This is a genomic window from Enterobacter sp. AN-K1, assembly GCF_020971765.1.
Taxonomy (GTDB): domain Bacteria; phylum Pseudomonadota; class Gammaproteobacteria; order Enterobacterales; family Enterobacteriaceae; genus Enterobacter; species Enterobacter hormaechei_C.
The window spans coordinates 4054744-4080278 of record NZ_CP087390.1; the positions used below are offsets into that span (position 1 = coordinate 4054744).

Consider the following 25535-nt stretch of genomic DNA (forward strand, 5'->3'; position numbering starts at 1 on the left):
TGAGAACAGGCATCACTATAAGGGGGAATCGTGCAGGTTTAATGGAGAAATCATGGAGAAAACGGCGATGACCCGTTACTCTGACGTTTTTACACCCTGAAGGATCATGATAATGAAATATCTTCTCCTGGCGCTGGTTTTACCGCTGGCCGCCTGCTCAACAAAGACAACCCCTCCTGATGCGCCTCAACCGCCGCACGCTATTGGTATGGCAAACCCGGCGTCAGTGTACTGTCTGGAGAAAGGGGGAGAGCAAATCCCTGTTCAAAGCCCGCAGGGCGTACGTACCGAGTGCAAATTGCCAGGCGGGGAAGTGATCGATGAATGGGATCTCTACCGCCGCGATCACCCGCAACCGACCAGATGACAACGGCAATAAAACTGCGATACACTTCTCTTTAGGATTATTCTTAGCCAGTTTCTGGCAGTACGTTTGCGAGAAGAAGTATGTTTCAGTTAAAACCGGGCAGCATGGCGATGATCGTGGGTGCGCGTACGGCGGCAGGCCGTCGAAATATCGGTAAATCCGTCGAGCTGTTTGGCCTCTGTCAGCCGGGCCAGCGTTTTGTGAACCCGGTTAACGGCGTCATGACGCAATTACCCGCCACGACAGCGCGTGCGCTGTGGCTGGTCACCGGTGATGTTTATGCCTTTGATAATCAGCACGGTTTTGCGTTTGTTCGCCCGGAACATCTGATGCCGCTTACTCCCGACGAGATGCCACACAACGTGGATGAGCTGGCGATCGGTTAATCACAGTTTACGCAGCCAGTCCGCCAGTACCTGCGCGTGATTCTGCTCCGTATTTTTCGCCCCATAGAGTAGCGTCACGGTCTGCTGTTTGGCGAGAGCCGCCAGGCGTTTGCCTTCATCCGGATGCTGCGCCAGCTCTTTGCGATAGGCTTCACTGAACGCGGTGAAATCTATCGTTTCACTGTGAAAGGCTTTTCGCAGTTCGCTGGACGGCGTTAGCGCTTTACACCACTCATCGCAGGCGAGGTCGGTCTTTTTTATCCCTCGCGGCCAGAGTCTGTCGACCAGGATCCGGTAACCGTCTTTTGAGGTCGCCTGCTCATACACGCGTTTACATTGAATCATGGGTCCTCCTCATTTCCTTACGACGTTCTGCAAGAACACTATAGCACCCGGCTTTTATCCACCCAATTTAAGGTATTGTGATAATTGCAAAAGATCGGTAGTCTGAGGTTCCTTATGTTATCTGAAAATCCTCCGGCATAAGGAATCTCTGATGGAACTCTCCCCGGTTAAAACGACGCTGCGCATTGCGCTGGTTGGTGATTACAATCCCGATGTTATTGCGCACCAGGCGATCCCGCTGGCGATTGACGACGCCGCTGCGGTTCTGGATCTCACCGCTGATTATGACTGGCTCGCCACGCCTGGGCTGACCAGCGCCGAAGACCTCGTCGGGTACGATGCCATCTGGCTGGTACCGGCAAGCCCGTATAAAAACACCGAGGCGGCGTTTATTGCGGCGCGTTACGCGCGTGAGAATAGCATCCCCTTTCTCGGCACCTGCGGCGGGTTCCAGCATGCGCTGATTGAGTATGCGCGTAATGTACTGGGCTGGCACGATGCAGGCCATGCCGAAACCGACACCGAGGGAAGGATGGTAATTGCGCCGCTGACCTGCTCGCTGGTGGAAAAAACCGACGCGATCGAGCTGCGGAATAACACGCTGATTGCTAAAGCGTATGGCAAGCCGGAAATTCAGGAGGGGTATCACTGCAATTACGGCGTCTCACCTGAGTTTGCCGACCAGCTTGAGCGGGGCGACATGCGCGTAACGGGCTGGGACGAGCAGGGCGAGATCCGCGCGGCAGAGCTGGTAACCCATCCTTTCTTTGTCCTCACCCTGTTCCAGCATGAGCGGGCCGCGCTGCAAGGGCGCCCGGTCGTGCTGGTACAGGCCATGCTGCGGGCGGCGCAGGGATAAAAAAAGCAGACCTCCGGGTCTGCCTTGAATGTCAGCGGGGTGTGATCTCCCGGTCACGCCCGGCAAGCATACCGCATAACGCCATCACCACCGCGGCCAGCGCGCAGGCGAGCAGCGGAATGCGCCAGTCTCCGGCGGTATCGTGAATTTTCCCCATCAGCGGTGGGCCACAGGCCGCCAGAAGATAGCCAATCGACTGTGCCATGCCGGAGAGCGCCGCGGCCTGATGGGCCGAGCTGGCGCGCAGCCCGATAAACGTCAGGCCGAGGATCATGGTGGCGCCGGATCCAAAGCCAAACACCAGCGTCCAGACGACGGCCAGCCCCGGCGCGAACCAGAACCCGGCCGCGCTGACGGCGCACATCAGGGCGACTAGCCCGGCAATGCCACGCTGATCGTTAAGACGGTGCAGGATCAGCGGAATGGCGAGACCGGGAACCGCGGTTGCCAGCTGGAGAAGCCCGTGCATGGAGCCAGCCTGCGTTTCGCTGTAGCCATGGCTAAGCAAAATCGCGGGTAACCAGCCGATAATGACGTAGTAAATCAGCGAGTTAATGCCCAGAAAAAGCGTCACCTGCCAGGCGAGCGCCGAGCGCCAGATAGCCCGATTGTGCAGCGCGCCCGCTCCGGTCAGGGTGGCGGCCGGCTTCTGGCGCCATTGCGGTAACCACAGCAGCAGCGCCACCAGCGGGAAGAACATCAGCATCAACAGCGCCCCGTGCCAGCCACCACTCCCCAGCGACAGCGGGACGATCAGCGCCGACCCTGCGGCAGCAGCGGCTCCCATCGTCAGCGAATAAGCCCCCGTCAGTTTTGCGACCTGGCCCGGAAAATCACGTTTGATTAAGCCAGGTAACAGGACATTGCCCAGCGCAATCCCACAGCCTACGATCGCCGTACCGATAAACAGCAGCGAGGCCGACGGCAGCGAACGTACGCCAATCCCGATGCAAATCAGCAGCAGAGCGATAAAAAGGCTGCGCTCCATGCCCAGGCGCCGGGCGACGCCTGCGGCAAGGGGAGAGATAAAGGCGAAGGCCAGCAGAGGCAGCGTCGTGAGCAGGCCGGTTTGCGCCGTGCTTAAGCCATAGTCCTGTCGGATGGTATCGAGCAGGGGGGCGACACCGGTAAAGGTGACGCGCAGCGTCGTGGCAATCATCAGGATGCCTGCAATCAGCAGCGCACCCTGTTTCCCGGAAGGTTGAATAGCAGTAGTCATTATTGTCTCTTACGTTCAGGCGAGCGCATACCATACCGATTTAAGTCGTGGTTGAAATCAGGCTAAAATGACAGTTTATCGCTAATATCGGACAACTTTATGTACGGACTGGGGCTCGATGGCTACGATCCCGATAGCCAGCACGACGCGGCGGTGGCCTTTCGCATCCGCGTGGTGGCACAGGAACAATATATTCCGCTGCATCAGCACCGCAAAGGGCAGCTGATTATGGCGCTGGGGGGAGCGATCACCTGTGAAGTGGAGAACGCGATGCTGATGGTGCCGCCCCAGTATGCGGTGTGGATCCCGGGACAAACGCCGCACAGCAACAAGGCGACGCCCGGCGCGCAGCTCTGTCTGCTGTTTATTGAACCCGGTGCGCTCGAATTGCCGACGCGTACCTGTACGCTGAAAATATCGCCCCTGGTGCGGGAGCTGGTGATGGCGCTTGCGGACAGGTCACGGGAGGAACTGCCTCTTCCCGCTACCGGAAGGCTGGTTGACGTCCTGTTTGATGAACTGCCCCTGCAACCGCAGGAGCATCTACAGCTGCCGGTATCTCCGCATCCAAAAATTCGCCTGATGAGCGAGACCATGGCAAACGAACCTGCCGCCTGGCAGACGCTGGCGCAGTGGGCAAGCCACTTTGCCATGAGCGAACGCAATCTGGCGCGGCTGGTGGTGAAAGAGACTGGCTTAAGCTTTCGCCGCTGGCGGCACCAGCTCCAGCTGATTGTCGCATTGCAGTTTTTGATCGGCGGAAAGTCGGTTCAGCAGGCGGCGCAGGCGCTGGGGTATGACTCCACCACCGCCTTCATCACCATGTTTAAGAAAGGACTGGGACAGACGCCCGCCCGCTATATTGCCAGCCTGACTACGACTTCCCGATAAACAGCGAAACCAGTCCGGCAGCAATCAGCGGGCCAACCGGCACGCCACGAAACAGCGCCACGCCTAACACGGTGCCCACCAGCAGCCCGGCCACCAGTGAAGGCTGGCTGCTCATCAGCGTCACGCCGCGCCCGCCAAGCCATGAGACAAAAACGCCCACCGCAATCGCCACCAGCGATTTCCAGTTTACAAAGGAGTGCAGCAGCGTTGAGGCCGGTAGCGTTCCGCTGGCAATCGGGGCCATCACACCGATGGTCAAAATAATGATCCCGATGGTAAGCCCCTGTTTTTCTATCCACGGGAAGAAGGTATTCAACGGTGTGACGCGAACGATGATCAGGACCAGAATGGAAATCGCGACGGTGGTGTTGTGGCTGACAAAACCCAGAGCAGCCAGGGCCAGAAGTATGAGCAGTGTAGGGTCGAACATGACGGGATCCTTGCCAAAAATAGTAAGCCTGCTTACTTTACGCGCAAACGCGACGGCAGGCAGGCTTTACTGAAAAAATTGTCTATTTTTGGGCACTTGCCTGACGTCAGTCCACCAGTTGCTGGATAAGCGGACTCCCTTCGCGGATAAACACCGGGATGGTTTCCAGCGCCGCTGGCACCCGGATATGCTCCCCACCGGCGTAGCGCTCACCGTTAAGAGCGACCCAGCTATTGCCCGTCGGCAGCCAGACATCGCGCTCACGCTGACCGGCCTGCATAACCGGTGCCACCAGCAGATCTTCGCCAAACAGATACTGATCTTCACACGCCCAGCTCTGCTTATCCTGCGGATAGTGCCAGAACAGCGGACGCATGAGCGGATCTCCGTGCAGATGAGCCTGCTGGTACAACGCGTCAATATACGGGCGCAGGGTTTCGCGAACGGTAAGCCAGTGCTGCATGATGGCGTAATTCTCTTCTCCGTAACTCCACAGCTCATTAGGCGAACCGCTGTTACACTGAGGAATGCCGTCACGGTAGCGCTCCGGGGGCTGGATCTGCGGTTCGCGATAGCCGTGCATGCGCAGAACCGGTGTAAACACTGCCCACTGGAACCAACGGATCAGCAATTCGTGGAACGCCGGATCGTTAACGTTCCCTCCCTGGAAGCCGCCGATATCGGTCGTCCACCATGGGATCCCCGCCAGCCCCATATTCAGTCCCGCGGCGAGTTGATTGCGAAAAGCATGGAACGAGGAGTGGACATCACCCGACCACGCCAGCACGCCGAAGCGCTGGCTACCAGCCCAGGCGCAGCGTACCAGGTTAACAATGTCGGTTTCGCCGTTTGCCTGGAGCCCATCGTAAAAGCCCTGCGCAAAGTCACGCGGGTAGCGATTGCCCACTTCCAGCACCGGACCGGCGTGGTAGCGATAGTTGTCAAAATCATAGGCGCGGTATTCCGGCTCCGCTTCGTCCAGCCAGAACAGCTTAATGCCCATGTCGTAGTAATTTTTCTTCACCGTATCCCAGACGAATTTCCGCGCCTCAGGATGGGTCGCATCAAAGAAGGTGGTATTGCCCATAAAATCGAGGTTGACCTGTACGCCACGTTCACTGCTGACCAGCCAGCCTTTGGCTTTCATCAGCGGGTAGAGAGGGCTGCGCGCCTCTACCGTTGGCCACACCGACACCATCAGCGCAATACCCATTTCGCGCAGCTCGTCGACCATCCCTTCAGGATCGGGCCAGTCTACGGGGTCGAAGCACCAGGTGCCCTGATTCGGCCAGTGGAAAAAGTCGATGACCATCACCGACAGCGGCAGATTACGGCGGCGATACTCCCGCGCAACCTCCAGCACCTCCTGCTGGGTGCGGTAGCGTAATTTGCACTGCCACAGCCCGCTGATAAACGCCGGGGCGGGGGGCGGAGTACCGGTGGCTTTCACATACTGGCGGGTGATATCCGCCACCGTGTCGGCGGCGGTGATCCAGTAGTCCATTTCTCCTGTGACGCGGGCGCGCCATTCCGTCTGATTTTTTGCAAAGCTGGCTTCACCAATCGCCGGGTTGTTCCACAGCAGGCCATAGCCAAGGCTGGACTGCATAAAGGGCACGCTGGCCTGGGAGTTGCGCTGCGCCAGTTCCAGCGTACAGCCTTTCAGATCCAGCCACGGCTGTTGATACTGACCCATGCCATAGATGCGTTCATCCGGACGCGATTCAAACCGGACGGTGAGCTGATATTTCCCCCCCATTAGCGGCTTAAATTCGCGGCCATCCAGCTTCAGGGCGCTGACATATTTATCCTGGCTCTTCTCGCTGGCACCGATACCCACCGTTGAACGCTGGCGCCACATCTCTTCCAGCAGCAGTTCGCCGCGCTGATTGTAGAAGGCCAGCTGACCTTTAAGGTTCAGCGTCGCGGTAATATTGCCGTTGCGCAGCGTCAGGCTTTCCGCTTCGGCGACAATCTCAGCCTGGCAAGGGGCGGCGGGCAACAGTGCCTGTAAGGCGTCATCAAAAGTCGGGGAGCAGGTGGCCCTGACGCGCAGACTGTTTTCACCCCACGGTTCAATACGCAGGATCTGGCGTTCAAAACGCCATTCGATACTGTTGGAATGTTGGATCAGCTCACTCATGGAAAACGCGTCCTTCTAAACAGGGTATTTGGCAAGATGGATGGATTGCATTGTGCTGTCGTCGAGCTTGTACCAGCGCAGCGTGGCAAACGCGCAGAGTGACAAGACGCCAGGCACGACGGTAAAGAGGGCGATGATGCAGTACATGGCCGTGGTGGTCTGTTCCGGGGCGTTGGCGACATAGCCGCTTAAGCCCAGCGTCCAGCCAACAATCGCGCCGCTGATCGCCATTCCCAGCTTGAGTACGGCGAGGAAGGTGGAGAAGATCACGCCGTCCATGCGTTTCCCCTGTTTCCATTCGCCGTAATCGGCGACGTCCGCCATCATTACCCACATCAGCGTGGTGGTGGCCTGGTAAAGGGTGGAGACGATGAACGTCATAGGTACCAGAATCAGCACCGACTTAGGCGCAAAGAACAGGGCGATACTGAGTACTCCCGCCAGCACGGAACAGTAGCCAAACATCTGCACTTTGCTCACGTTCTGCGTCAGACGTTTAGCCAGCGCGCTACCTGCGGCTTTTCCAAGAATATGCGCGCCGAGCATCCACATAAAATAGCTCGCGCTACCGAGATAATAAGTGACGAAATACATCATTGCGCCAAGGCGAATAACGCCAAAACCAATGTTGGTTAATACCAGGACGGCGACAACCCGCCATTGGTCGTTTCGTAATAAATCCCGCAGTTCCGCAAGATAATTATTGTGGGTAGCGGGAGCCTTAATACGTTCACGCGTATTGGCGAAGCAGATCCAGAACATGATGACCGCGATGGTCGCCATAATGGCCATCGCCCAGCGGTAGCCCAGTAATTTATCATCGCCGCCTAAAAACTCTGCCAGCGGCATCATAAAGAATGTCGACAGCGCGCCACCCAGCGTGGCCAGGAAAAAACGATAGGACTGGAGGGAAATTCGCGCATCGTTGTCGGGCGTGATCACCGCGCCCATGGAGCAATAGGGAATATTGATTGCGGTATACATCAGCATCATCAGGGTATAGCTGACGGTGGCGAAAATCATTTTACCGTGCAGATCGAGCGACGCCGGAACGGCGTAGGTCAGCAGACAACTTGCGCCAAAGGGCAGCGCCAGCCACAGCATCCAGGGGCGGAATTTGCCCCAGCGCGTGCGCGTCCTGTCTGCGATATAGCCCATCGCCGGGTCTATTATGGCATCGGCGGTTCTCGCCAGGAGAAACATGGTGCCCACGAATGCGGCAGGTAGCCCCACCACGTCCGTATAGTAAAACGTCAGAAAAATAATGACGTTATCCAGCCCAATATGGCTCGCCATATCGCCTAACCCATAACTGATCTTTTCTTTACGGGTAATTATTTCGGTCATTGTATTCACCTTGCCAGTGTAAGGTTTATTTTTGAGGTGCTCCGTAAACAGGGTTAACCATGATGAAAAGGTTAACAATTGCGAGATCTGGCATCGGGGTTACGTAAATTTCTTTTCGTGATACCGGTAACAAATAAAGTATTTAAACAGTGACTTTATACGGTGGAGGATAGGTAACAGCGAATCGTTTCAGCGAAAAAATAGTCATTTCACGGACGCGTCATTGTCATTTAACTGTCATTGTGCGGGGGTAAAAAAGAGGCAAATGGGCAAAGCAGAGGGCATCATGAACGATCCTATGTTTGTCGAAACGCTGATTATCTCCTCATCGTTTTTTATTATCGCGATTATTTTGATTGCTTCCGTGCTGCTGCTGGAAAAAGGCTGACCGTTAGCCAGCCGCAGTATTTATTGTTTACGGAACGTCACCAGTTCAGGACGGGCGATACGCAGATAGTCCTGGGTGTCCATAATCACCGACTTTTCCAGCAGGCCGGCGTTAAAGGCGATCTCATCGAAGCGCTCAAACAGCAGCGGATCGGCGACCAGCGTCAGATCCGGATGAAAGCTGAAGGGGGGAATGGCGCCGAAAACGCAGCCGGTAAGTGCATCCACTTCTGCCGGACTGGCGAGCGAGGCCTTTAGCCCACCGAAATGACTGGCCAGCAGGCTCAGATCGGCCTGCCGATCGGCGGCGAGGATTGCCAGAATATGTTTCTTAACACCGTTGCCTTTTACCTTGCAGACCAGTGCTTTTGCACCCTGCCGGAGATCGGTCCCGCGAATTTCACTGACCGCTTCGCATTTCCCAACGGCCTCATGCGCCACCACGCGAAAGCGCGCCTCCTGCTCGGTTAATAAGCTGATTAGCCGCTGATGGGTCGTCGTCCCGATCACGTCATCAGACATAACGATTTCACCTGTGATTTGCCAATACGTAGCTTGCTACATTAGCACGGGACGGAGAGGGCTGAAAGAAAACAGCCAGCGGGTGCGCTGGCTGTTGGGTCATGCGTTGCTGGTGGACGACTGTTTCTGGAACAGTTCCCGGAAGACCGGGTAGATGTCATCCTGGTCACGAATGTGCTGCATCGCAAAGTTATCGAACATCGCTTGCAGATGCTCATACTCACGCCACAGCGTCTGGTGGGCGCGACGGGTAATTTCAATGTAGCTGTAGTAACGCACCACCGGCAGGATCTTCTTCGCCAGAATTTCATGACACAGCGGCGAGTCATCCGCCCAGTTATCGCCATCCGATGCCTGCGCGGCGTAGATATTCCACTGCGCCGGATCGTAGCGCTCCTTCACCACCTCGTCCATCAGCTTCAGGGCGCTCGACACGATGGTGCCGCCGGTCTCCTGCGAGTAAAAGAACTCATGTTCATCCACCTCTTTCGCCTGAGTGTGATGGCGGATGTAGACCACCTCCACGTTCTTATACGTTCTGCTCAGGAACAGATAGAGCAGAATATAAAAACGCTTAGCCATATCCTTGGTGGCCTGATCCATTGAACCTGACACGTCCATCAGGCAGAACATTACTGCCTGGCTGGAAGGCTCCGGCCGTTTTTCGTAGTTCTTGTAGCGCAGGTCGAACGTGTCGATAAACGGCACCCGGTCGATCTTCGCCCGCAGTTCGGCGATCTCTTTTCGCAGGCGCTCCTCTTCCAGCAGTTGCGCCGGTTCGGTGTTTTCCACCACTTTCAGGCTGGTTTCCAGCTCGCGCAGTTCGCGCCGTTTGCCTGCCGTCATCGCCGTGCGTCGCGCCAGCGAGTTTTGCAGTGAACGCACCACGCTGATGTTGACGGGCACCCCGTTTGCGGTATAACCCGCGCGATGGGTTTTGTATTCGTTGAGCTGACGGTGCTGATTCTTTCTCAGATTCGGCAGGGCCAGATCCTCAAACAGCAGGTCGAGATATTCGTCTTTTGAAATCTGAAAGACGAACTCGTCCTGGCCTTCACCGTCCTGGCTGGCCTGTCCCTGACCGCTGCCAGAACCGCCGCCTCCGCCTTGTGGCCGCTCGATTCTGTCATTCTGGACGAAGTGGTCATTACCTGGGTGCACACGATGGCGAAGGCCGCCACGCCCCTGATGAAACATCGGTTCGCTGATGTCATCGTTAGGGATGGAGACGGATTCGCCGCTGTCGACGTCGGTCACCGAGCGTTTGTTGATGGCCTCGGAGATCGACTGTTTAATTTGCGCTTTATAACGGCGCAAGAAGCGCTGGCGATTCACCGTGCTCTTGTTTTTGCCGTTAAGACGCCGGTCAATAAACCAGGTCATATATCCCCCGTACTGCATTTGCCAACTTGCAGCGTCCGTAAGTGCCGGACATTTTGTTGGCCCGGTAAGCGCATTACCGGGCACTTGTTTTAAGACGATTTACGCACGCGCAGATACCATTCACAGAGCAGGCGGACCTGTTTGCGGGTATAGCCTTTTTCCATCATACGGTCGACAAAATCGTCGTGCTTTTTCTGCTCGTCGGTTGAGGTTTTGGCGTTGAACGAGATGACCGGCAACAGCTCTTCCGTGTTAGAGAACATTTTCTTCTCTATAACCGTGCGCAGTTTTTCGTAGCTGGTCCAGTTCGGATTACGGCCGTTGTTATGCGCTCTGGCGCGCAGCACGAAGTTCACAATCTCGTTTCGGAAGTCTTTCGGATTGCTGATCCCGGCTGGTTTCTCGATTTTTTCAAGTTCCGCGTTCAGGGATTCACGGTCAAACAGCTGGCCGGTATCCGGGTCGCGATACTCCTGATCCTGGATCCAGAAGTCAGCGTAGGTGACGTACCGGTCGAAGATGTTCTGGCCGTATTCGGAATAGGATTCCAGGTAGGCGGTCTGGATCTCTTTGCCGATAAACTCGGCGTATTTCGGGATCAGGTAGCCTTTCAGGAACTCCAGGTAGCGTTCAGCCTGCTCCTGTGGGAACTGTTCACGTTCAATTTGCTGTTCCAGCACGTAGAACAGATGTACCGGGTTGGCGGCCACCTCCGCGTGGTCGAAGTTAAAGACGCGGGAGAGGATCTTAAACGCGAAACGCGTCGACAAACCGTTCATCCCTTCGTCGACCCCGGCGTAATCGCGGTATTCCTGGTACGATTTCGCTTTCGGGTCGGTATCCTTCAGGCTTTCACCGTCATACACGCGCATTTTTGAGTAGATGCTGGAATTTTCCGGCTCTTTCAGGCGCGACAGGATCGAGAAGCGCGACAGCGTTTCCAGCGTTCCCGGTGCGCAAGGGGCATGGACCAGCTCACTGTGGTTGAGCAGTTTTTCGTAAATCTTGATCTCCTCGGAGATCCGCAGGCAATAAGGCACTTTGACGATATACACACGGTCAAGGAACGCCTCATTGTTTTTGTTGTTACGGAAGGTCACCCATTCAGATTCGTTAGAGTGGGCAAGGATAATCCCGTTAAACGGCAGGGCGGAAATACCCTCTGTCCCGTTGTAGTTCCCTTCCTGGGTGGCGGTCAGTAGCGGATGCAGCACTTTGATCGGTGCTTTAAACATCTCGACAAATTCCATAATCCCCTGGTTGGCGCGGCACAGCGCACCGGAATAACCGTAGGCATCCGGGTCGTTTTGCGCGTGATGCTCCAGCTTACGGATATCGACTTTACCCACCAGCGCCGAGATATCCTGGTTGTTCTCGTCACCGGGTTCAGTTTTAGCGATGGCGATCTGCTCGAGGATAGACGGCCACACTTTCACGACGCGAAACTTGGTGATGTCCCCGCCAAACTCGTGCAGACGTTTTGCCGCCCACGGCGACATGATCGTACCGAGATAGCGATGCGGAATGCCAAACTCTTTTTCCAGAATTTGCGCATCCTCTTGCGGATTAAACAGGCACAGCGGATGGTCATTGACCGGGCTGCGTTCGCCGTTGGCGCTCAGCACATAGATCGGCACGCGCTGCATCAGCGCTTTCAGCCGTTCAGCCAGGGAGGATTTACCCCCACCGACAGGACCCAGCAGGTAAAGGATCTGTTTCTTCTCTTCCAGCCCCTGAGCGGCATGCTTCAGGTAGGAGACGATCTGCTCAATGGCGTCTTCCATGCCATAGAACTCTTCAAACGCCGGGTATCGGGCGACCACCCGATTCGAAAATAGACGGGAAAGCCGTGGCTCCAGGGCAGTATCAACCATGTTTGGCTCACCAATAGCCATCAATAGCCGTTCTGCCGCATTGGCATAGGCACTGCGATCTTGCCGACAAATGGTAAGAAACTCCTGCAGTGTGAACTCTTCGTCCTTGGCAGCTTCGTAGCGCTGGCGATAGTGATCGAATATATTCATGGCATGCCGTCCTTTCGTTTTTTAGCACAGGATAAGAGCCGTTCGTATGAGTAGTGGAGGCTCCCGGAAGAGAATTTTTCGCACCTCACTGCCAGAGCAGCAACCTGTGTGCCAGGTCGAAGGCTATGAACCGCAGGGTGTTCAGCAAAACCTCTTCTTAAATTAAAGCGTAGATGGCAATTGCAAAACTTGCATACGGATAAAATCTACTTTCAATGACATATCAATAACTCATCCAAAAATTTCCACTGCGGTTATAAGCGAAAAGTGGGTTTTTCATTTATCGGTCACATAAATGAAAGCGGGATGTCATCTGAAAAATGAAAAATAACGGGTTAATCAAACGGATTAGCGCGCAAAAAATTTTGGGATGTACGGGAATGGCGGTTACACTTCACCCGCTGATTATTTGACTACAGGAAAGAATGGATTGTGACCAAACTCAAACTTCTGGCATTGGGCATCCTTGCCGCTACCGCAGCGAGCACCGTACAGGCTGAGAGCCAGTGGACTGTTGGCGCGGGTGCTGGCGTGATTAACAGCCCGTACAAGCAGTATGACCGCGACGTTTATCCTGTCCCCGTTGTCACCTATGAAGGCGATAACTTCTGGTTCCGTGGGTTGGGCGGTGGCTACTATCTGTGGAACGATACGGCCGATAAGCTCTCCATCATGGCCTATTACGATCCAACGCACTTTAAACCAGGCGACAGCGACAGCAATGCGCTTCGTCAGCTGGACAAACGCAGAAGCTCACTGATGGCGGGGCTTTCTTACGTCCATAATACCGAGTATGGCTTCCTGCGCACTGCGCTGGCGGGCGATACCCTGGACAACAGCAACGGCTTCATCTGGGATCTGGCGTGGCTTTATCGCTATACCAACGGCGCAGTGACGCTGACGCCGGGTATCGGTGTGCAGTACAGCAGCGAGAATTACAACGACTACTACTATGGCGTGTCTAAAGCGGAGTCTCGCCGCAGCGGTCTGAAGAGCTACAGCGCGGATGATGGCTGGGACCCGTACCTGGAACTCACCGCCTCGTATAACTTCCTCGGTGACTGGAATGTGTACGGTACTGGCCGTTACATTCGTCTGAGCGATGAAGTGAAAGACAGCCCGATGGTCGACAAGTCCTGGTCTGGCATCTTCTCCGTGGGTGTGACCTACAAGTTCTGACCAGAACGTGATGCATTAAAACGGGGCGCTAGCGCCCCGTTTGTTTTTTATGATGCCTGAACAATATTAGCGCTTCACAATCTTGATCGTCTGGCCTAAGCGGGACGGTTTTTCTTCGCTGGTTTTCTGCGGCGCGGTCACGCACGCGGTTTCCACGCACACGAAGGTCTTGTAACCGTCATCCGGGATATCCGCCATGCTGACGGAAAGGGCAGGGCCCGGGTTCCAGCCCACCACGTTGCTGTGGTGGTGATGAACCACATCAATACCGCGGTTCAGCGCGCTGTCGTGGATGACGCTACAGGCTTCCGGGTGCAGATACACGCGGTCGGTACGATCCGGGAAAGTCTGCACGCCGTCGTCCAGCTTGCCTTCTTTCGCGTTATCCACTTTGTCGATAAAGGTATCGCCAAGTCCGCTCACCTTAACGGCCTGAATGTCGCCTACGTTGAAATAGGTGTGCAGGGCGGACGTTGTTTCGAATTCGCCGTGCGCTTCCAGTTCAATTTCGCAGGTTTTACCCAGCTTGAAGCGGGCATACAGGGTGAACTCGTGTGGCCACAGGGCACGCGTTTCATCATTCGCCTGGAGTTCAAAGGTCAACACCGCAACGTTTTCATCTTCGTTGTGGGCTTTCAGCGTCCACTGCTGGTTACGGGCGAAACCGTGTGAGGGTAAACCCTGCTGCGCTGACGGGCCAAACCATGGCCAGCAGATCGGTACGCCGCCGCGGATCGCCGCCCCTTTTTTGAACGAGGTGGCCTCGCTCAGCCACAGGCCTTCTTCTTCACCTTCTGGTTTCCAGGAGAGCAGGTGGGCACCATTGAGCGCTACGGAGGCTTTAACGCGCGGATGATCAACGACGATGATATCAGCACCGTCGATCTGACGGCGGGAGAGCACAGGGGTAAGTTGTTCGACTACCGGAAGTGCAAAAATTTTATTAATCATTAAGCAATCCTCTGTCTAAAAACAATAAAAAAGGCGACCGAAGTCGCCTTTTAGGATCAAGCACTCATCTCAACTTATTTGGAGATGTGAGCGATCAGGTCCAGTACTTTGTTAGAGTAGCCAGTTTCGTTGTCGTACCAGGAAACCAGTTTCACGAAGTTGTCGTTCAGTGCGATACCTGCTTTAGCATCGAACACGGAAGTGCACACTTCGCCGTTGAAATCGGTAGATACAACGTCGTCTTCGGTGTAACCCAGAACGCCTTTCATTGGGCCTTCGGAAGCAGCTTTGATTGCTTTCTTAATTTCTTCATAAGAAGCAGCTTTTTCCAGACGAACGGTCAGGTCAACAACGGATACGTTAGGAGTTGGAACGCGGAACGCCATACCAGTCAGTTTGCCATTCAGTTCTGGCAGTACTTTACCTACTGCTTTAGCAGCACCGGTAGAAGATGGGATGATGTTCTGAGCCGCGCCACGGCCGCCGCGCCAGTCTTTGTGAGACGGGCCATCAACGGTTTTCTGAGTAGCGGTGGTTGCGTGAACGGTAGTCATCAGACCTTCGATGATGCCGAAGTTGTCGTTGATAACTTTAGCCAGCGGTGCCAGGCAGTTGGTGGTGCAGGATGCGTTGGAAACGATGTCCTGGCCAGCGTAAGTTTCGAAGTTTGCACCGCGAACGAACATTGGGGTGTTGTCTTTGGAAGGACCAGTCAGAACAACTTTCTTCGCACCCGCAGTGATGTGTTTACGTGCAGTTTCGTCGGTCAGGAAGATACCGGTAGCTTCAGCTACAACGTCAACACCGATTTCGTTCCATTTCAGGTTAGCTGGGTCTTTCTCAGCAGTAACGCGGATGGTTTTGCCATTAACAACCAGGTGGCCGTCTTTCACTTCAACGGTGCCGTCGAAACGACCGTGAGTTGAGTCGTACTTCAGCATGTACGCCATGTATTCAGCGTCCAGGAGATCGTTGATACCAACGATTTCGATGTCAGAACGTTTCTGAGCAGCACGGAAAACAATACGGCCGATACGGCCAAAACCGTTGATACCTACTTTGATAGTCATATATTCCACCAGCTATTTGTTAGTGAATAAAAGGTTGCCTGTAAAATTACAAAAACCTTACGCAGCGTCAAGCGGAATCGTGTCAATCATTGCGACAAATCAATCCTGTGACTAACGTTTGTGCGACTGACTCGCCTCACTTTCCCTTTGAGCTAGCAACCACATGGGGGCTGCGCCCGGAATTTTAAAGGCCTCGCAGGATTAAAATGTGAAATTGATCACAATTGCCTGACCGCCTTTTCGCGACACATAAGTTTAGAACAAAAGTGCACGCGCGGGTGTTAATGTTTTGTTAGAATCTGGGTTAAAAGATGTCTGTTTCAACAGCGAGATGTAAGCATATGTCGAACCAACGTAACCCCGACGATTTGAAAAAAAACCTTACAGAGATGCAGTTTTACGTGACGCAAAATCACGGCACAGAACCGCCGTTTTCCGGGCGTTTGCTGCACAATAAACGGGAAGGCGTCTACCACTGCCTGGTGTGTGATGCACCGCTGTTTAACTCCCAGACGAAGTACGATTCTGGCTGCGGCTGGCCGAGCTTTTACGAGCCTGTCAGCGATGATGCGATCCGCTACCTGACGGATACCTCGCACGGCATGGTGCGCACCGAAATTCGCTGCGGGAACTGTGACGCCCATCTCGGGCATGTCTTCCCGGATGGCCCGCAGCCGACGGGGGAGCGTTTCTGTGTAAATTCAGCTTCCATGAGCTTTACCGATGATGAAAACGGCGACCAGACCAAGGGTTGAAAAAACGATTCAGCAAATTATTCCTTTGAAAGGGAGAGATCATGAATATTGATGACATGATTGCAGGTATGACCCCGGAGGTTTATCAGCGTCTGGTAACGGCCGTTGAGCTGGGAAAATGGCCGGACGGTGTGGCGCTCACACCTGAGCAAAAAGAGAACAGTTTGCAGCTGGTGATGCTGTGGCAGGCGCGTCACAATACCGACGCCCAGCACATGACCATCGACACTAGCGGTCAGATGGTGATGAAAAGCAAGCGCGAGCTGAAAGAAGAGTTCGGCATCGCGCCGAAGCCGATTGCGACCTTCAAATAAAGCTCCCATGTAGGCCGGGTAAGCGCTAGCGCCACCCGGCACACTGCACTTTAGTGCGGGATCCCAAGCGACTCCGCCAGCTGTTTCGCGAGCTGGTTTTCGTCGTCAGCCCCATACTCCCAGAACATGGCGCCAGCCAGACCTTTCTCCTTAATGTAATCCGCTTTGATCGCCACGGATCGCGGGTTCTCATAGGAAATCGCAAACAGCGCCTTCCCGTCGGCGGATTTCACCGACAGCCACGGCACCTTCGCCTGTTCGTCCCAGTGCTCGGTAAAGCGTTTCTGCGGATCGTTCAGCAGCTTGCGGACGATATCGTTGTATTTCACATAGGTATCTTTGGTCAGATCATAGCCAAGCGATTTGAACAGGCCCAGTTCCTGCGGCCCGAAGTAGGGCTGCGTCACCGGATTGTTCTGCGCGTCCGATTTGCTCCAGTCGATACCCGGTTCAACGGCGCGCTTCGGCACGCGCCCATAGAAACCAATTCCGAGGTTCATCTGCTGCGGCTTCAGCCCGGCGGCCAGATAGTTATTCACCACAAAATCGACGCTGTACTTGTCTGCGGCAGCCACCGTTGGCCAGGCGCTGGAGTCATACAGATTCGCGTTAAAATACTGTGTACCGTACGCCATGTCGTAGGTCATCAGGTTGATGTAATCGAGCAGGGGGGCAATGGCTTTCACATCCACCCAGCTTTTCGGACTTTCCGCATTCGCGCCCACCGCAATCGTGACCAGCTTTTTCTTACCAAACGCGTCACGCATCTCTTTTAACAGCGCGGTGAAATTATCCTGGTCGGCAGGGGTGCTCTCGACCAGTCCCCACGCGCCGTTGACCGGATATTCCCAGTCCAGGTCGATCCCGTCCAGGCCGTATTTACTGACGATCTCCTGCGCGGAGCGAATAAATACCGCGCGACTCTCTTTGGTTGCCGCTGCGCCAGAAAAACCACGCGCCCCCCAGCCGCCAACGGAAAGCAGGACTTTCAGGTTCGGGTTTTGTTTACGAAGCTGAGGAAGTAACGCCAGATCGGATGCCACCTTAGGTGATAACCAGATTTGATGCAGTTTTGCCGGATCTTTCAGCACGGCGTTGGTTTCGTCTTTCTCGTTGTTATAGACCAGACCAAACGAGTAGTTGAGGTGGGTGATCTGGCGGACGTCCAGTTTATTAATATCGCCACCCGGTCCGGCGGTAACATCGCCACCGCCATTGAAGTAACCCACGGACATCAGGGGCGCGGCGGAAGCCAGTGACGCGCAAAGCAAGGGTAATGCTGCCAGCAAGGGCAAACGTTTCATATAATTTCCTCTTTGACTGAACAAAAATAACCACGCCACAGAAAAGGCGTGGCGAAAAAACAGCCTGAAGAGAATAGCATCGCCGTTTCGCTTGTGATGCGAGGGAGTTCACTTTATGGGGATTGGGGAAGAAATGCCGGGTGGCGCTGACGCTTACCCGGTCTACAAAACCAGAGAAAGTAGGCCGGGTAAGGCTAAGCCGTCACCCGGCTAAAAAGCTTACGCCTGCGTCTCCATCCAGTCAGCCAGCGTATACAGCGTTGCGCCTTCTGCGGCCATATCCATAAACGCCTGAGCGCTGTCATGCGGCTGAATATTTACCCCGCGACAGCCGTCGGTGATGACATTCACGGTATAGCCCAACTGGAGCGCATCCAGCACGGTGAACTTCACGCAGTAATCCGTCGCCAGGCCCAGCACAATCAGCTCGGTGATCTCATGGTGGCGCAACCACGCGTCCAGCGCCGTCTTCTGACGATGACCGTTATCAAAGAACGCGCTGTAGCTGTCGATGGTTGGGTTTTCACCTTTGTGGAACACCGCGTCGATGGCCTTCTGGTTCAGCAGCGGATGCAGCTCAGCGCCTTCCGTCTGCTGCACGCAGTGATCGGGCCAGAAGGTTTGCGCCAGCCCGTCCAGTTCGCCCTGGCTGTAAGGCTCAACGTTGTGCTGGCTGGCAAAGCTGCCGTGGTTTGCCGGATGCCAGTCCTGACTCGCCACCACCGCTTCACCACGAGCTTTACACCACTCAATCAGCGAATTCGCGACGTCTACGGTGCTGTCACCTTCCGCGACGGCCAGCGCACCGCCCGCACAGAAATCATTTTGCAAATCGACCAGTAACAGGGCGCGTTGCTTCATGGGACCTCCTTATTCGTCCGGCGTCAGTTCACCGCGCAGGTTTTGCATCATGGCGCGGCGAATGGAATCAATATCCAGATCCTGACTCAGTAAATAGTGAAGTTTAGTCAGCGTTGCCTCAACGGTCATATCGAAACCACTGATCACGCCAGCGTGCGCCAGGGCATTACCGGTGGCGTAGCCGCCCATATTGACTTTGCCGGACATACACTGGGTGAGGTTGACCACCACAATCCCGCGATCGCTCGCCTCCTGAAGCTCTTTCAGGAATTCACCGTTCTGCGGGGCGTTACCCACACCATAGGAGCGCAGTATTAGCGCCTTTACCGGCTGGCGCAGGAAGTTGCGCACCACGTCGGCGGAAATACCCGGATAAATCGTCACCACGCCGATCGGCTGCGGGGTGATCGGGTGAACGATCAGTTCGCCTGCGGTATTTGGTGCGGGCGGCGTGCCCAGACGACGGATATGGATCCCCGCTTCCAGCAGCGGTTGCAGGTTAGGTGAGGCAAAAGCGTCAAAGCCATCGGCGTGCGCTTTAGTGGTACGGTTCCCGCGGTACAGCCGGTTGTTGAAGAACAGCGTTACCTCGTTGATCGGGTAATTAGCGGCCACGTACAGGGAGTTAAGCAGGTTGATCTGCCCGTCTGAACGCAGTTCCGCCAGCGGGATCTGCGAGCCGGTCACGATGACGGGCTTGCTCAGGTTCTCCAGCATGAAGGAGAGCGCCGAGGCGGTGAACGCCATGGTGTCGGTGCCGTGCAGGATCACGAAGCCGTCGTACTGGTCGTAATGGGCTTTAATATCGTCCGCAATATGCTGCCAGTCTTCCGGCGTCATGTCGGAGGAGTCCATCAGCGGCTCATATTCGTGGATGGTAAAGTCAGGCATTTCCGGACGGTGGAATTCAGGCATCAGCGCCAGCTGGCGCTGCAAGTGGCCGGAAACCGGGATATAGCCATTTTCTGAGCGCTGCATACCGATGGTACCGCCGGTATAGGCGACATAAATTGATTTCTTCTGCATGGTAATGAGTTCTTGTTCTTCAAAAGAAAAAATCCCCTCTTCACGGGAAGAGGGGACGGTTTTTAACGCACGTTCGCACAGGTCAGGCAAAACGCGTAGCGGCTTTGTGGATCATTAAAGGCTGCAAGCTTGTCGCTCTCCGCTTTCATGGCTTTCGCCGCGGTCGCCACCGGCGCCGGCAGATAAGCCTGAAGCGCGTCCGGCAGCATGGCACGAACGGAGCCGGACATGCTGTCCATGACCATATCGAAGAACGTTGGTTCGTCCTGATAATAGTCCACGTGCCACTGCTTGAGCTTCGCCAGCTCCGCCGCTTTCTTCACGGCGTCGTCGAAGTCACCCAGGCTGTCTACCAGGCCGTTGCTCTTCGCGTCCTGGCCGGTCCAGACGTGGCCCTGAGCGATCTGGTCAATCTGATCGGGCGTCTTTTTACGGGAGTCCGCAACAAGCGTGATGAAACGTTTATAGCCACTCTCAATGCTGAGCTGCATCATCTCAGACACTTCAGGCGGCAGGGATTTGGTAACGGACACGTCCGCCAGCGGCGAGGTGGAGACGCCGTCGGTGTGGACGCCGAGATAATCCAGGCTGTTCTCTACGGTGTTGATCACGCCGAAGATGCCAATCGAGCCGGTCAGCGTGCTTGGGTTAGCCACAATGTAGTTGGCTGGCGTCGAGATCCAGTATCCCCCGGAAGCCGCCATGCCGCCCATCGAGACCACTACCGGCTTGCCTGCGGCGCGCGCGGCGGCCAGTTCAGCACGGATCACTTCAGAGGCGCTGACGCTGCCGCCAGGGCTGTTCACCCGCAGGACAATCGCCTTCACTTTCGGATCCAGGCGCGCATCGCGGATCTGCGACGCGGTGGTGTCCCCGCCGACGTTCCCCGGCGTTTCTTCGCCGTCCATAATGGCCCCGTTAGCAAACACCACGGCGATGCTGTCACCGCTGTCGTCCGGCTTTTTCGCGGCGTAGTCATACATGCTGATGGCGCTGTAGTTTTTATCCTCTTTACTCCAGCCGAACTGTTTGGTCAGCGCTTTTTCAATTTCAGCGCTGGAACCCAGCTGATCGACCAGTTTGTTATCAAGCGCGTATTTCGCTGTATCGCCGTCCACCTTGCGCAGGCCGTCCAGCACGCCGCGCGCGCCCGGGAAGACCTGCTCAGCGGTAATCTGACGGTTAGCGGCAATGGTGCCGAGGTAGTTCTGCCACAGCTCGCCAATCCAGCGGCTGTCCGCTTCACGGGCGGCAGGGGACATATCATCGCGGATAAACGGCTCCACGGCGGATTTATAGGTCCCGACGCGGAAGACGTGGGTAGTGACCTTCAGCTTATCGAGCAGCGATTTGTAGTACAGACCGTTAGTGGCGAAGCCATGCAGATCGACCGTGCCCTGTGGCGAAAGCCAGATCTTATTGGCAAAACTCGCCAGATAATATTGTCCCTGGGTGTAGCTGTCGCCAATGGCAATAACCGGTTTACCGCTGTCGCGGAATTCGCGCAGCGCCTTACCGATGTACTGCATTGACGGCTGATCGGCGCCGGCAAAATCTTTCAGGTCCAGCACGATACCGGTAATGTTACGATCGTCTTTAGCCTGACGGATGGTGTCGACAATATCAAACAGGGAGTTTTCCTGAAGACGGTCTGACGTTGCGCCGAACAGCTGGCGACCAATCACGCCCAGACGGTTGCTGGTCGATGGCTTATCAACAATCACCCCGGTGATATCGAGTAACAGCGCGCCGCGCGTCGAATGCTGCGACTGGTTTGCATTGCTGATATGCATCCAGATACCTGCGCATACCAGGACCAGGAAGATGAAGAAGATGTTCATCACCAGGTTGCGGACGAAGTTGAGCAGTCGCCACGTCCATTTAAAGAAACCGGCAAAGATTCGCCAAAGGGTTCGCATGTATTCTCCCTAACCAGAAAAGGACTGTTTCCGTCGCCACGGGACGGTAATGTGCGGTTATCGTAATGACCCAACCGCCACTTGTCAGCAGGAATCGCCTGCCACGCTGTAACAAATTCTGCTGTCGTGTTAATTTTGTGAGTAAATTTCATGAAAGGAGTTAACCAATGGACGCACTTGAACTGCTTGTTAACCGTCGTAGCGCTTCCCGCCTGGCCGAACCGGCACCCGTCGGCGAGCAGCTGGAAAACATTCTGCGTGCCGGAATGCGTGCGCCGGACCATGGCACATTGCAGCCGTGGCACTTCTTTATCATTGAAGGCGAAGGGCGCAACCGCTTCAGCCAGCTGCTGGAGCAGGGGGCTGTTGCCGCAGGCCAGGATGAGAAGGGGATTGATAAAGCCCGCAACGCGCCGTTCCGTGCGCCGATGATCATCGCGGTAGTCGCAAAATGTCAGGCCGATCATAAAGTGCCGGTCTGGGAGCAGGAGATGTCTGCCGGTTGCGCGGTAATGGCAATGCAGATGGCCGCCGTCGCGCAGGGCTTTAACGGCATCTGGCGTACCGGGCCGCTGACCGGGAGCGCCGCCGTGCGGGAAGGTTTCTCCTGCGGCGAACAGGATAAAATTGTCGGCTTCCTCTATCTCGGCACCCCGCAGCTTAAAGCTTCCAGCACCATTAGCGTGCCGGACACTACGCCTTTCGTCAGCCGTTTTTAATCACCCGCGCTAAACTGTCTGGATTCTGAGCATCCGCCGCAGAATTCAGACAGTCATACTTACCTCTTTATGGAATGAGCGCTACCATAGCGCGATTGAGATGACAGGAGACGTCCATGAGCGAGCAAACCATTCGTTTAACGCAATACAGCCACGGAGCCGGTTGCGGTTGTAAAATTTCCCCGAAAGTGCTGGAGACCATCCTGCACAGTGAGCAGGCGAAGTTTGTCGACCCGAACCTGCTTGTCGGTAACGAAACGCGTGACGATGCAGCGGTTTATGACCTGGGTAACGGCACCAGCATTATCAGCACCACTGACTTCTTTATGCCGATTGTCGACAACCCGTTCGACTTCGGGCGCATTGCGGCCACCAACGCCATCAGCGATATCTTTGCGATGGGCGGTAAACCGATTATGGCGATCGCCATTCTGGGCTGGCCGATTAACACCCTCCCGCCGGAGATTGCCCGCGACGTGATCGAAGGCGGACGCTTTGCCTGCCAGCAGGCGGGTATTGCCCTGGCCGGTGGGCACTCTATCGATGCGCCGGAGCCGATCTTCGGCCTGGCCGTCACCGGCGTGGTGCCGACCGAGCGCGTGAAGCGCAACAGCACCGCGCAGGCGGGCTGCAAGCTGTTCCTCACTAAGCCGCTGGGCATTGGCATACTGACCACTGCCGAGAAGAAATCCCTGCTGAAGCCCGAGCATATCGGTCTGGCAACGGAAGTGATGTGCCAGATGAACCTCGCCGGTGCGGCATTCGCCAATATCGACGGCGTGAAGGCCATGACCGACGTGACCGGTTTTGGTCTGCTGGGGCACCTCTCTGAAGTCTGTCAGGGCGCGGGCGTGCAGGCGCAGGTCTGGTATCAGGATGTGCCGAAGCTGCCGGGCGTGGAAGAGTACATTGCTCAGGGCGCAGTGCCGGGCGGGACGCAGCGCAACTTCGCCAGCTACGGCCATTTAATGGGCGAAATGCCGGAAGCGTGGCGTAACCTGCTGTGCGATCCGCAAACCTCCGGCGGCCTGCTGCTGGCGGTGACGCCGGAAGCTGAAGCTGACGTTCAGGCGACGGCTGCCGAGTTTGGCATCACCCTGACGGCCATTGGTGAGCTGGTGACCGCCCGCGGTGGTCGCCCGATGATTGAGATCCGTTAATTCGATGCGGTTGTTTATTGCCGAAAAGCCGAGTCTGGCGCGTGCCATCGCCGATGTGCTGCCCAGGCCGCATCGCAAAGGCGACGGCTTTATCGAATGCGGTAACGGGCAGGTGGTCACCTGGTGTATCGGTCACCTGCTTGAACAGGCGCAGCCGGATGTCTACGACAGCCGCTACGCCCGCTGGAATCTCAACGATCTGCCGATTGTGCCGGAAAAGTGGCGTCTCCAACCGCGTCCTTCCGTCACCAAACAGCTCAACGTCATTAAGCGCTTCCTGCATGAGGCGACGGAAGTGGTCCACGCGGGTGACCCGGACAGGGAAGGGCAACTGCTGGTCGATGAAGTGCTGGACTACCTGGAGCTGGCGCCGGAAAAGCGCCAGCAGGTGCAGCGCTGCCTGATCAACGACCTCAACCCTCAGGCGGTAGAGCGGGCCATTTCACGCCTGCGCGCCAACAGCGAATTTATTCCCCTGTGTGTCTCCGCGCTGGCGCGTGCCCGTGCGGACTGGCTGTACGGGATCAACATGACCCGCGCCTACACCATTCTCGGGCGCAACGCGGGTTATCAGGGCGTACTCTCCGTCGGTCGTGTCCAGACACCGGTGCTGGGGCTGGTGGTGCGTCGCGACGAAGAGATCGAAAATTTCGTCGCCAAAGACTTCTTCGAAGTCAAAGCGCATATCGTCACGCCGAAAGACGAACGCTTTACCGCCGTCTGGCAGCCAAGCGATGCCTGTGAGTCATATCAGGACGAAGAGGGACGGCTGCTGCATCGCCCGCTGGCGGAGCACGTGGTCAACCGCATTACCGGCCAGCCCGCAATCGTCACCAGCTATAACGACAAACGGGAAACGGAGCCCGCACCGCTGCCGTTCTCCCTTTCGGCGTTGCAGATTGAGGCGGCTAAGCGCTTTGGTCTTAGCGCGCAGAACGTGCTCGATATCTGCCAGAAGCTCTACGAAACCCACAAACTGATCACCTATCCGCGTTCGGACAGCCGCTATCTGCCGGAAGAACACTTCGCCGGACGCCACTCGGTGATGAATGCCATTGGCGTCCATGCGCCGGATCTGTTGCCGCAACCGGCGGTAAACCCGGATACCCATAACCGCTGCTGGGACGATAAAAAAGTCGATGCCCACCACGCGATAATCCCGACGGCGCGCACCAGCAACGTCAACCTGACCGACAACGAAGCAAAGGTCTATAACCTGATCGCACGTCAGTATCTGATGCAGTTCTGCCCGGACGCGGTGTTCCGCAAGTGCGTTATTGAACTGGAGATTGCCAAAGGCAAATTTATCGCCAAAGCGCGTTTCCTCGCGGAAGCGGGCTGGCGCACGCTGCTCGGCAACAAAGAACGTGACGAAGAGAACGACGGCACGCCGCTGCCGGTCGTGGCCAAAGGCGACGAACTGCTGTGCGAGAAGGGCGAAGTGGTTGAACGACAAACCCAGCCGCCGCGCCATTTCACCGACGCGACGCTGCTGTCGGCCATGACCGGCATCGCCCGCTTTGTGCAGGATAAAGATCTGAAGAAGATCCTGCGCGCCACCGACGGTCTGGGTACGGAGGCGACCCGCGCGGGAATTATCGAATTACTGTTCAGGCGTGGTTTCCTTGAGAAGAAGGGGCGTTACATCCACTCAACAGAGCCGGGACGGGCGCTCATCCACTCCCTCCCTGAACTGGCGGCCAGACCGGACATGACCGCGCACTGGGAGTCGGTGCTGACGCAGATCAGCGAAAAGCAGTGCCGTTATCAGGACTTTATGCAGCCGCTGGTAGGGACGCTTTATCAGCTGATTGACCAGGCGCGCAGTACGCCAGTGAAGCGATTCCGGGGAATGGTCGCCCCGGGCGGCGGGGCGAAGAAACCGTTCAAAAAGAAGAAAAGCGCAGCCAAAAATACAACCGCTTAAACCGTAGGCCGGGTAAGGCGAAGCCGCCACCCGGCGAAAGCCCCTCT

Annotated in this window: 25 protein-coding genes; 11 read left to right on the top strand and 14 right to left on the bottom strand. The window is 56.0% G+C overall.

The genetic code is table 11. The features are described from left to right. Window positions 1-112: 112 nt before the first annotated feature. Complete coding sequence (locus LOC22_RS19230) at window positions 113-367, top strand: DUF333 domain-containing protein (RefSeq protein WP_015570791.1); 255 nt, start codon at window positions 113-115, stop codon at window positions 365-367. Between the two features lie 80 nt (window positions 368-447). Then, window positions 448-753: a periplasmic protein gene (locus LOC22_RS19235; RefSeq protein ID WP_032670952.1), complete on the top strand. Its 306-nt coding sequence runs from the start codon at window positions 448-450 to the stop codon at window positions 751-753. Here the strand turns inward: LOC22_RS19235 and LOC22_RS19240 are convergent, their stop codons facing one another. Then, complete coding sequence (locus LOC22_RS19240; protein ID WP_015570789.1) at window positions 754-1098, bottom strand: DUF488 domain-containing protein; 345 nt, start codon at window positions 1096-1098, stop codon at window positions 754-756. A 151-nt stretch (window positions 1099-1249) separates the two neighbouring features. On the opposite strand from LOC22_RS19240, the gene LOC22_RS19245 reads away from it, so the two are divergent. Beyond that, window positions 1250-1957: a CTP synthase gene (locus tag LOC22_RS19245; protein ID WP_230239126.1), complete on the top strand. Its 708-nt coding sequence runs from the start codon at window positions 1250-1252 to the stop codon at window positions 1955-1957. 31 nt (window positions 1958-1988) lie between these two features. Here LOC22_RS19245 and LOC22_RS19250 read toward each other — a convergent pair whose 3' ends face one another. Beyond that, window positions 1989-3176 (bottom strand): CynX/NimT family MFS transporter, encoded by a 1188-nt coding sequence (locus tag LOC22_RS19250; RefSeq protein WP_017384696.1) that lies wholly within the window; start codon window positions 3174-3176, stop codon window positions 1989-1991. A gap of 99 nt (window positions 3177-3275) precedes the next feature. Between LOC22_RS19250 and LOC22_RS19255 the strand changes: the two genes are divergently transcribed. Then, on the top strand, window positions 3276-4067 hold the full coding sequence (locus LOC22_RS19255) for an AraC family transcriptional regulator (RefSeq protein WP_049133795.1): 792 nt from the start codon (window positions 3276-3278) through the stop codon (window positions 4065-4067). Here LOC22_RS19255 and LOC22_RS19260 read toward each other — a convergent pair. From LOC22_RS19260 to LOC22_RS19270, 3 genes are all read right to left on the bottom strand, one after another. Then, the gene (locus LOC22_RS19260) at window positions 4051-4497 is read right to left on the bottom strand and encodes a DUF441 domain-containing protein (protein WP_003857881.1); all 447 of its coding nucleotides are present in this window, start codon (window positions 4495-4497) and stop codon (window positions 4051-4053) included. The two genes, LOC22_RS19255 and LOC22_RS19260, sit on opposite strands and share 17 nt — an antisense overlap. Before the next feature lie 106 nt (window positions 4498-4603). After that, window positions 4604-6640: a glycoside hydrolase family 31 protein gene (locus tag LOC22_RS19265; RefSeq protein ID WP_230239127.1), complete on the bottom strand. Its 2037-nt coding sequence runs from the start codon at window positions 6638-6640 to the stop codon at window positions 4604-4606. A gap of 15 nt (window positions 6641-6655) precedes the next feature. Continuing rightward, window positions 6656-7987 carry a glycoside-pentoside-hexuronide (GPH):cation symporter gene (locus LOC22_RS19270; protein ID WP_058686306.1) on the bottom strand — a complete coding sequence of 444 codons (1332 nt, stop codon included), beginning with the start codon at window positions 7985-7987 and terminating at the stop codon, window positions 6656-6658. A 286-nt stretch (window positions 7988-8273) separates the two neighbouring features. On the opposite strand from LOC22_RS19270, the gene yoaI reads away from it, so the two are divergent. After that, window positions 8274-8375: a small membrane protein YoaI gene (gene yoaI, locus LOC22_RS19275; protein ID WP_230239128.1), complete on the top strand. Its 102-nt coding sequence runs from the start codon at window positions 8274-8276 to the stop codon at window positions 8373-8375. Window positions 8376-8395: 20 nt separating this feature from the next. Here the strand turns inward: yoaI and LOC22_RS19280 are convergent, their stop codons facing one another. From LOC22_RS19280 to yeaG, 3 genes are all read right to left on the bottom strand, one after another. Beyond that, entirely contained in the window at window positions 8396-8896 is a 501-nt protein-coding gene (locus LOC22_RS19280; RefSeq protein ID WP_015570783.1) for a YbaK/prolyl-tRNA synthetase associated domain-containing protein, read from the bottom strand. Window positions 8897-8995: 99 nt separating this feature from the next. Further along, on the bottom strand, window positions 8996-10279 hold the full coding sequence (locus tag LOC22_RS19285; protein WP_230239129.1) for a YeaH/YhbH family protein: 1284 nt from the start codon (window positions 10277-10279) through the stop codon (window positions 8996-8998). Between the two features lie 89 nt (window positions 10280-10368). Further along, window positions 10369-12303, bottom strand: a complete 1935-nt coding sequence (gene yeaG, locus LOC22_RS19290) for a protein kinase YeaG (RefSeq protein WP_006809140.1) — start codon at window positions 12301-12303, stop codon at window positions 10369-10371. A gap of 432 nt (window positions 12304-12735) precedes the next feature. Here yeaG and LOC22_RS19295 point away from each other — a divergent pair, with 432 nt between their 5' ends. Next, entirely contained in the window at window positions 12736-13482 is a 747-nt protein-coding gene (locus tag LOC22_RS19295; RefSeq protein ID WP_017384691.1) for a MipA/OmpV family protein, read from the top strand. A gap of 66 nt (window positions 13483-13548) precedes the next feature. Here LOC22_RS19295 and LOC22_RS19300 read toward each other — a convergent pair whose 3' ends face one another. Next, window positions 13549-14433 carry a D-hexose-6-phosphate mutarotase gene (locus LOC22_RS19300; protein WP_040117548.1) on the bottom strand — a complete coding sequence of 295 codons (885 nt, stop codon included), beginning with the start codon at window positions 14431-14433 and terminating at the stop codon, window positions 13549-13551. A gap of 74 nt (window positions 14434-14507) precedes the next feature. Beyond that, complete coding sequence (gene gapA / locus LOC22_RS19305; RefSeq protein ID WP_006809136.1) at window positions 14508-15503, bottom strand: glyceraldehyde-3-phosphate dehydrogenase; 996 nt, start codon at window positions 15501-15503, stop codon at window positions 14508-14510. A gap of 341 nt (window positions 15504-15844) precedes the next feature. On the opposite strand from gapA, the gene msrB reads away from it, so the two are divergent. Together msrB and LOC22_RS19315 are read left to right on the top strand one after the other, a co-directional pair. After that, window positions 15845-16258, top strand: a complete 414-nt coding sequence (msrB, locus tag LOC22_RS19310; RefSeq protein ID WP_003857865.1) for a peptide-methionine (R)-S-oxide reductase MsrB — start codon at window positions 15845-15847, stop codon at window positions 16256-16258. 41 nt (window positions 16259-16299) lie between these two features. Continuing rightward, window positions 16300-16572 carry a YeaC family protein gene (locus LOC22_RS19315; RefSeq protein WP_063931388.1) on the top strand — a complete coding sequence of 91 codons (273 nt, stop codon included), beginning with the start codon at window positions 16300-16302 and terminating at the stop codon, window positions 16570-16572. Between the two features lie 50 nt (window positions 16573-16622). Here the strand turns inward: LOC22_RS19315 and LOC22_RS19320 are convergent, their stop codons facing one another. The 4 genes from LOC22_RS19320 to sppA all read right to left on the bottom strand — a co-directional run bounded on the left by LOC22_RS19320 (window position 16623) and on the right by sppA (window position 21682). Beyond that, a complete protein-coding gene (locus LOC22_RS19320) occupies window positions 16623-17876 on the bottom strand; it encodes a glycoside hydrolase family 18 protein (RefSeq protein WP_230239130.1) in 1254 nt (417 codons plus the stop codon). A gap of 219 nt (window positions 17877-18095) precedes the next feature. Further along, window positions 18096-18737, bottom strand: coding sequence for a bifunctional nicotinamidase/pyrazinamidase (pncA, locus tag LOC22_RS19325; RefSeq protein WP_017384686.1), 642 nt, complete (start codon window positions 18735-18737; stop codon window positions 18096-18098). A gap of 9 nt (window positions 18738-18746) precedes the next feature. Continuing rightward, window positions 18747-19763, bottom strand: coding sequence for an asparaginase (ansA, locus tag LOC22_RS19330; RefSeq protein WP_023303507.1), 1017 nt, complete (start codon window positions 19761-19763; stop codon window positions 18747-18749). 62 nt (window positions 19764-19825) lie between these two features. After that, window positions 19826-21682, bottom strand: a complete 1857-nt coding sequence (sppA, locus tag LOC22_RS19335) for a signal peptide peptidase SppA (RefSeq protein ID WP_032653247.1) — start codon at window positions 21680-21682, stop codon at window positions 19826-19828. A 167-nt stretch (window positions 21683-21849) separates the two neighbouring features. On the opposite strand from sppA, the gene LOC22_RS19340 reads away from it, so the two are divergent. The 3 genes from LOC22_RS19340 to LOC22_RS19350 all read left to right on the top strand — a co-directional run bounded on the left by LOC22_RS19340 (window position 21850) and on the right by LOC22_RS19350 (window position 25488). Then, window positions 21850-22401, top strand: a complete 552-nt coding sequence (locus LOC22_RS19340; RefSeq protein ID WP_045329659.1) for an NAD(P)H nitroreductase — start codon at window positions 21850-21852, stop codon at window positions 22399-22401. A gap of 116 nt (window positions 22402-22517) precedes the next feature. Beyond that, a complete protein-coding gene (gene selD, locus LOC22_RS19345; protein WP_045329661.1) occupies window positions 22518-23561 on the top strand; it encodes a selenide, water dikinase SelD in 1044 nt (347 codons plus the stop codon). Between the two features lie 4 nt (window positions 23562-23565). Beyond that, a complete protein-coding gene (locus LOC22_RS19350; protein ID WP_063931385.1) occupies window positions 23566-25488 on the top strand; it encodes a DNA topoisomerase III in 1923 nt (640 codons plus the stop codon). Window positions 25489-25535: the final 47 nt, after the last annotated feature.

Excerpts from the sequence above, each read along its gene's own strand:
- LOC22_RS19230 (WP_015570791.1), top strand. The coding sequence starts at position 113 with ATGAAATATCTTCTCCTGGCGCTGGTTTTACCGCTGGCCGCCTGCTCA.
- LOC22_RS19235 (WP_032670952.1), top strand. The coding sequence starts at position 448 with ATGTTTCAGTTAAAACCGGGCAGCATGGCGATGATCGTGGGTGCGCGT.
- LOC22_RS19240 (WP_015570789.1), bottom strand. The coding sequence starts at position 1,098 with ATGATTCAATGTAAACGCGTGTATGAGCAGGCGACCTCAAAAGACGGT.
- LOC22_RS19245 (WP_230239126.1), top strand. The coding sequence starts at position 1,250 with ATGGAACTCTCCCCGGTTAAAACGACGCTGCGCATTGCGCTGGTTGGT.
- LOC22_RS19250 (WP_017384696.1), bottom strand. The coding sequence starts at position 3,176 with ATGACTACTGCTATTCAACCTTCCGGGAAACAGGGTGCGCTGCTGATT.
- LOC22_RS19255 (WP_049133795.1), top strand. The coding sequence starts at position 3,276 with ATGTACGGACTGGGGCTCGATGGCTACGATCCCGATAGCCAGCACGAC.
- LOC22_RS19260 (WP_003857881.1), bottom strand. The coding sequence starts at position 4,497 with ATGTTCGACCCTACACTGCTCATACTTCTGGCCCTGGCTGCTCTGGGT.
- LOC22_RS19265 (WP_230239127.1), bottom strand. The coding sequence starts at position 6,640 with ATGAGTGAGCTGATCCAACATTCCAACAGTATCGAATGGCGTTTTGAA.
- LOC22_RS19270 (WP_058686306.1), bottom strand. The coding sequence starts at position 7,987 with ATGACCGAAATAATTACCCGTAAAGAAAAGATCAGTTATGGGTTAGGC.
- yoaI (WP_230239128.1), top strand. The coding sequence starts at position 8,274 with ATGAACGATCCTATGTTTGTCGAAACGCTGATTATCTCCTCATCGTTT.
- LOC22_RS19280 (WP_015570783.1), bottom strand. The coding sequence starts at position 8,896 with ATGTCTGATGACGTGATCGGGACGACGACCCATCAGCGGCTAATCAGC.
- LOC22_RS19285 (WP_230239129.1), bottom strand. The coding sequence starts at position 10,279 with ATGACCTGGTTTATTGACCGGCGTCTTAACGGCAAAAACAAGAGCACG.
- yeaG (WP_006809140.1), bottom strand. The coding sequence starts at position 12,303 with ATGAATATATTCGATCACTATCGCCAGCGCTACGAAGCTGCCAAGGAC.
- LOC22_RS19300 (WP_040117548.1), bottom strand. The coding sequence starts at position 14,433 with ATGATTAATAAAATTTTTGCACTTCCGGTAGTCGAACAACTTACCCCT.
- gapA (WP_006809136.1), bottom strand. The coding sequence starts at position 15,503 with ATGACTATCAAAGTAGGTATCAACGGTTTTGGCCGTATCGGCCGTATT.
- msrB (WP_003857865.1), top strand. The coding sequence starts at position 15,845 with ATGTCGAACCAACGTAACCCCGACGATTTGAAAAAAAACCTTACAGAG.
- LOC22_RS19315 (WP_063931388.1), top strand. The coding sequence starts at position 16,300 with ATGAATATTGATGACATGATTGCAGGTATGACCCCGGAGGTTTATCAG.
- LOC22_RS19320 (WP_230239130.1), bottom strand. The coding sequence starts at position 17,876 with ATGAAACGTTTGCCCTTGCTGGCAGCATTACCCTTGCTTTGCGCGTCA.
- pncA (WP_017384686.1), bottom strand. The coding sequence starts at position 18,737 with ATGAAGCAACGCGCCCTGTTACTGGTCGATTTGCAAAATGATTTCTGT.
- ansA (WP_023303507.1), bottom strand. The coding sequence starts at position 19,763 with ATGCAGAAGAAATCAATTTATGTCGCCTATACCGGCGGTACCATCGGT.
- sppA (WP_032653247.1), bottom strand. The coding sequence starts at position 21,682 with ATGCGAACCCTTTGGCGAATCTTTGCCGGTTTCTTTAAATGGACGTGG.
- LOC22_RS19340 (WP_045329659.1), top strand. The coding sequence starts at position 21,850 with ATGGACGCACTTGAACTGCTTGTTAACCGTCGTAGCGCTTCCCGCCTG.
- selD (WP_045329661.1), top strand. The coding sequence starts at position 22,518 with ATGAGCGAGCAAACCATTCGTTTAACGCAATACAGCCACGGAGCCGGT.
- LOC22_RS19350 (WP_063931385.1), top strand. The coding sequence starts at position 23,566 with ATGCGGTTGTTTATTGCCGAAAAGCCGAGTCTGGCGCGTGCCATCGCC.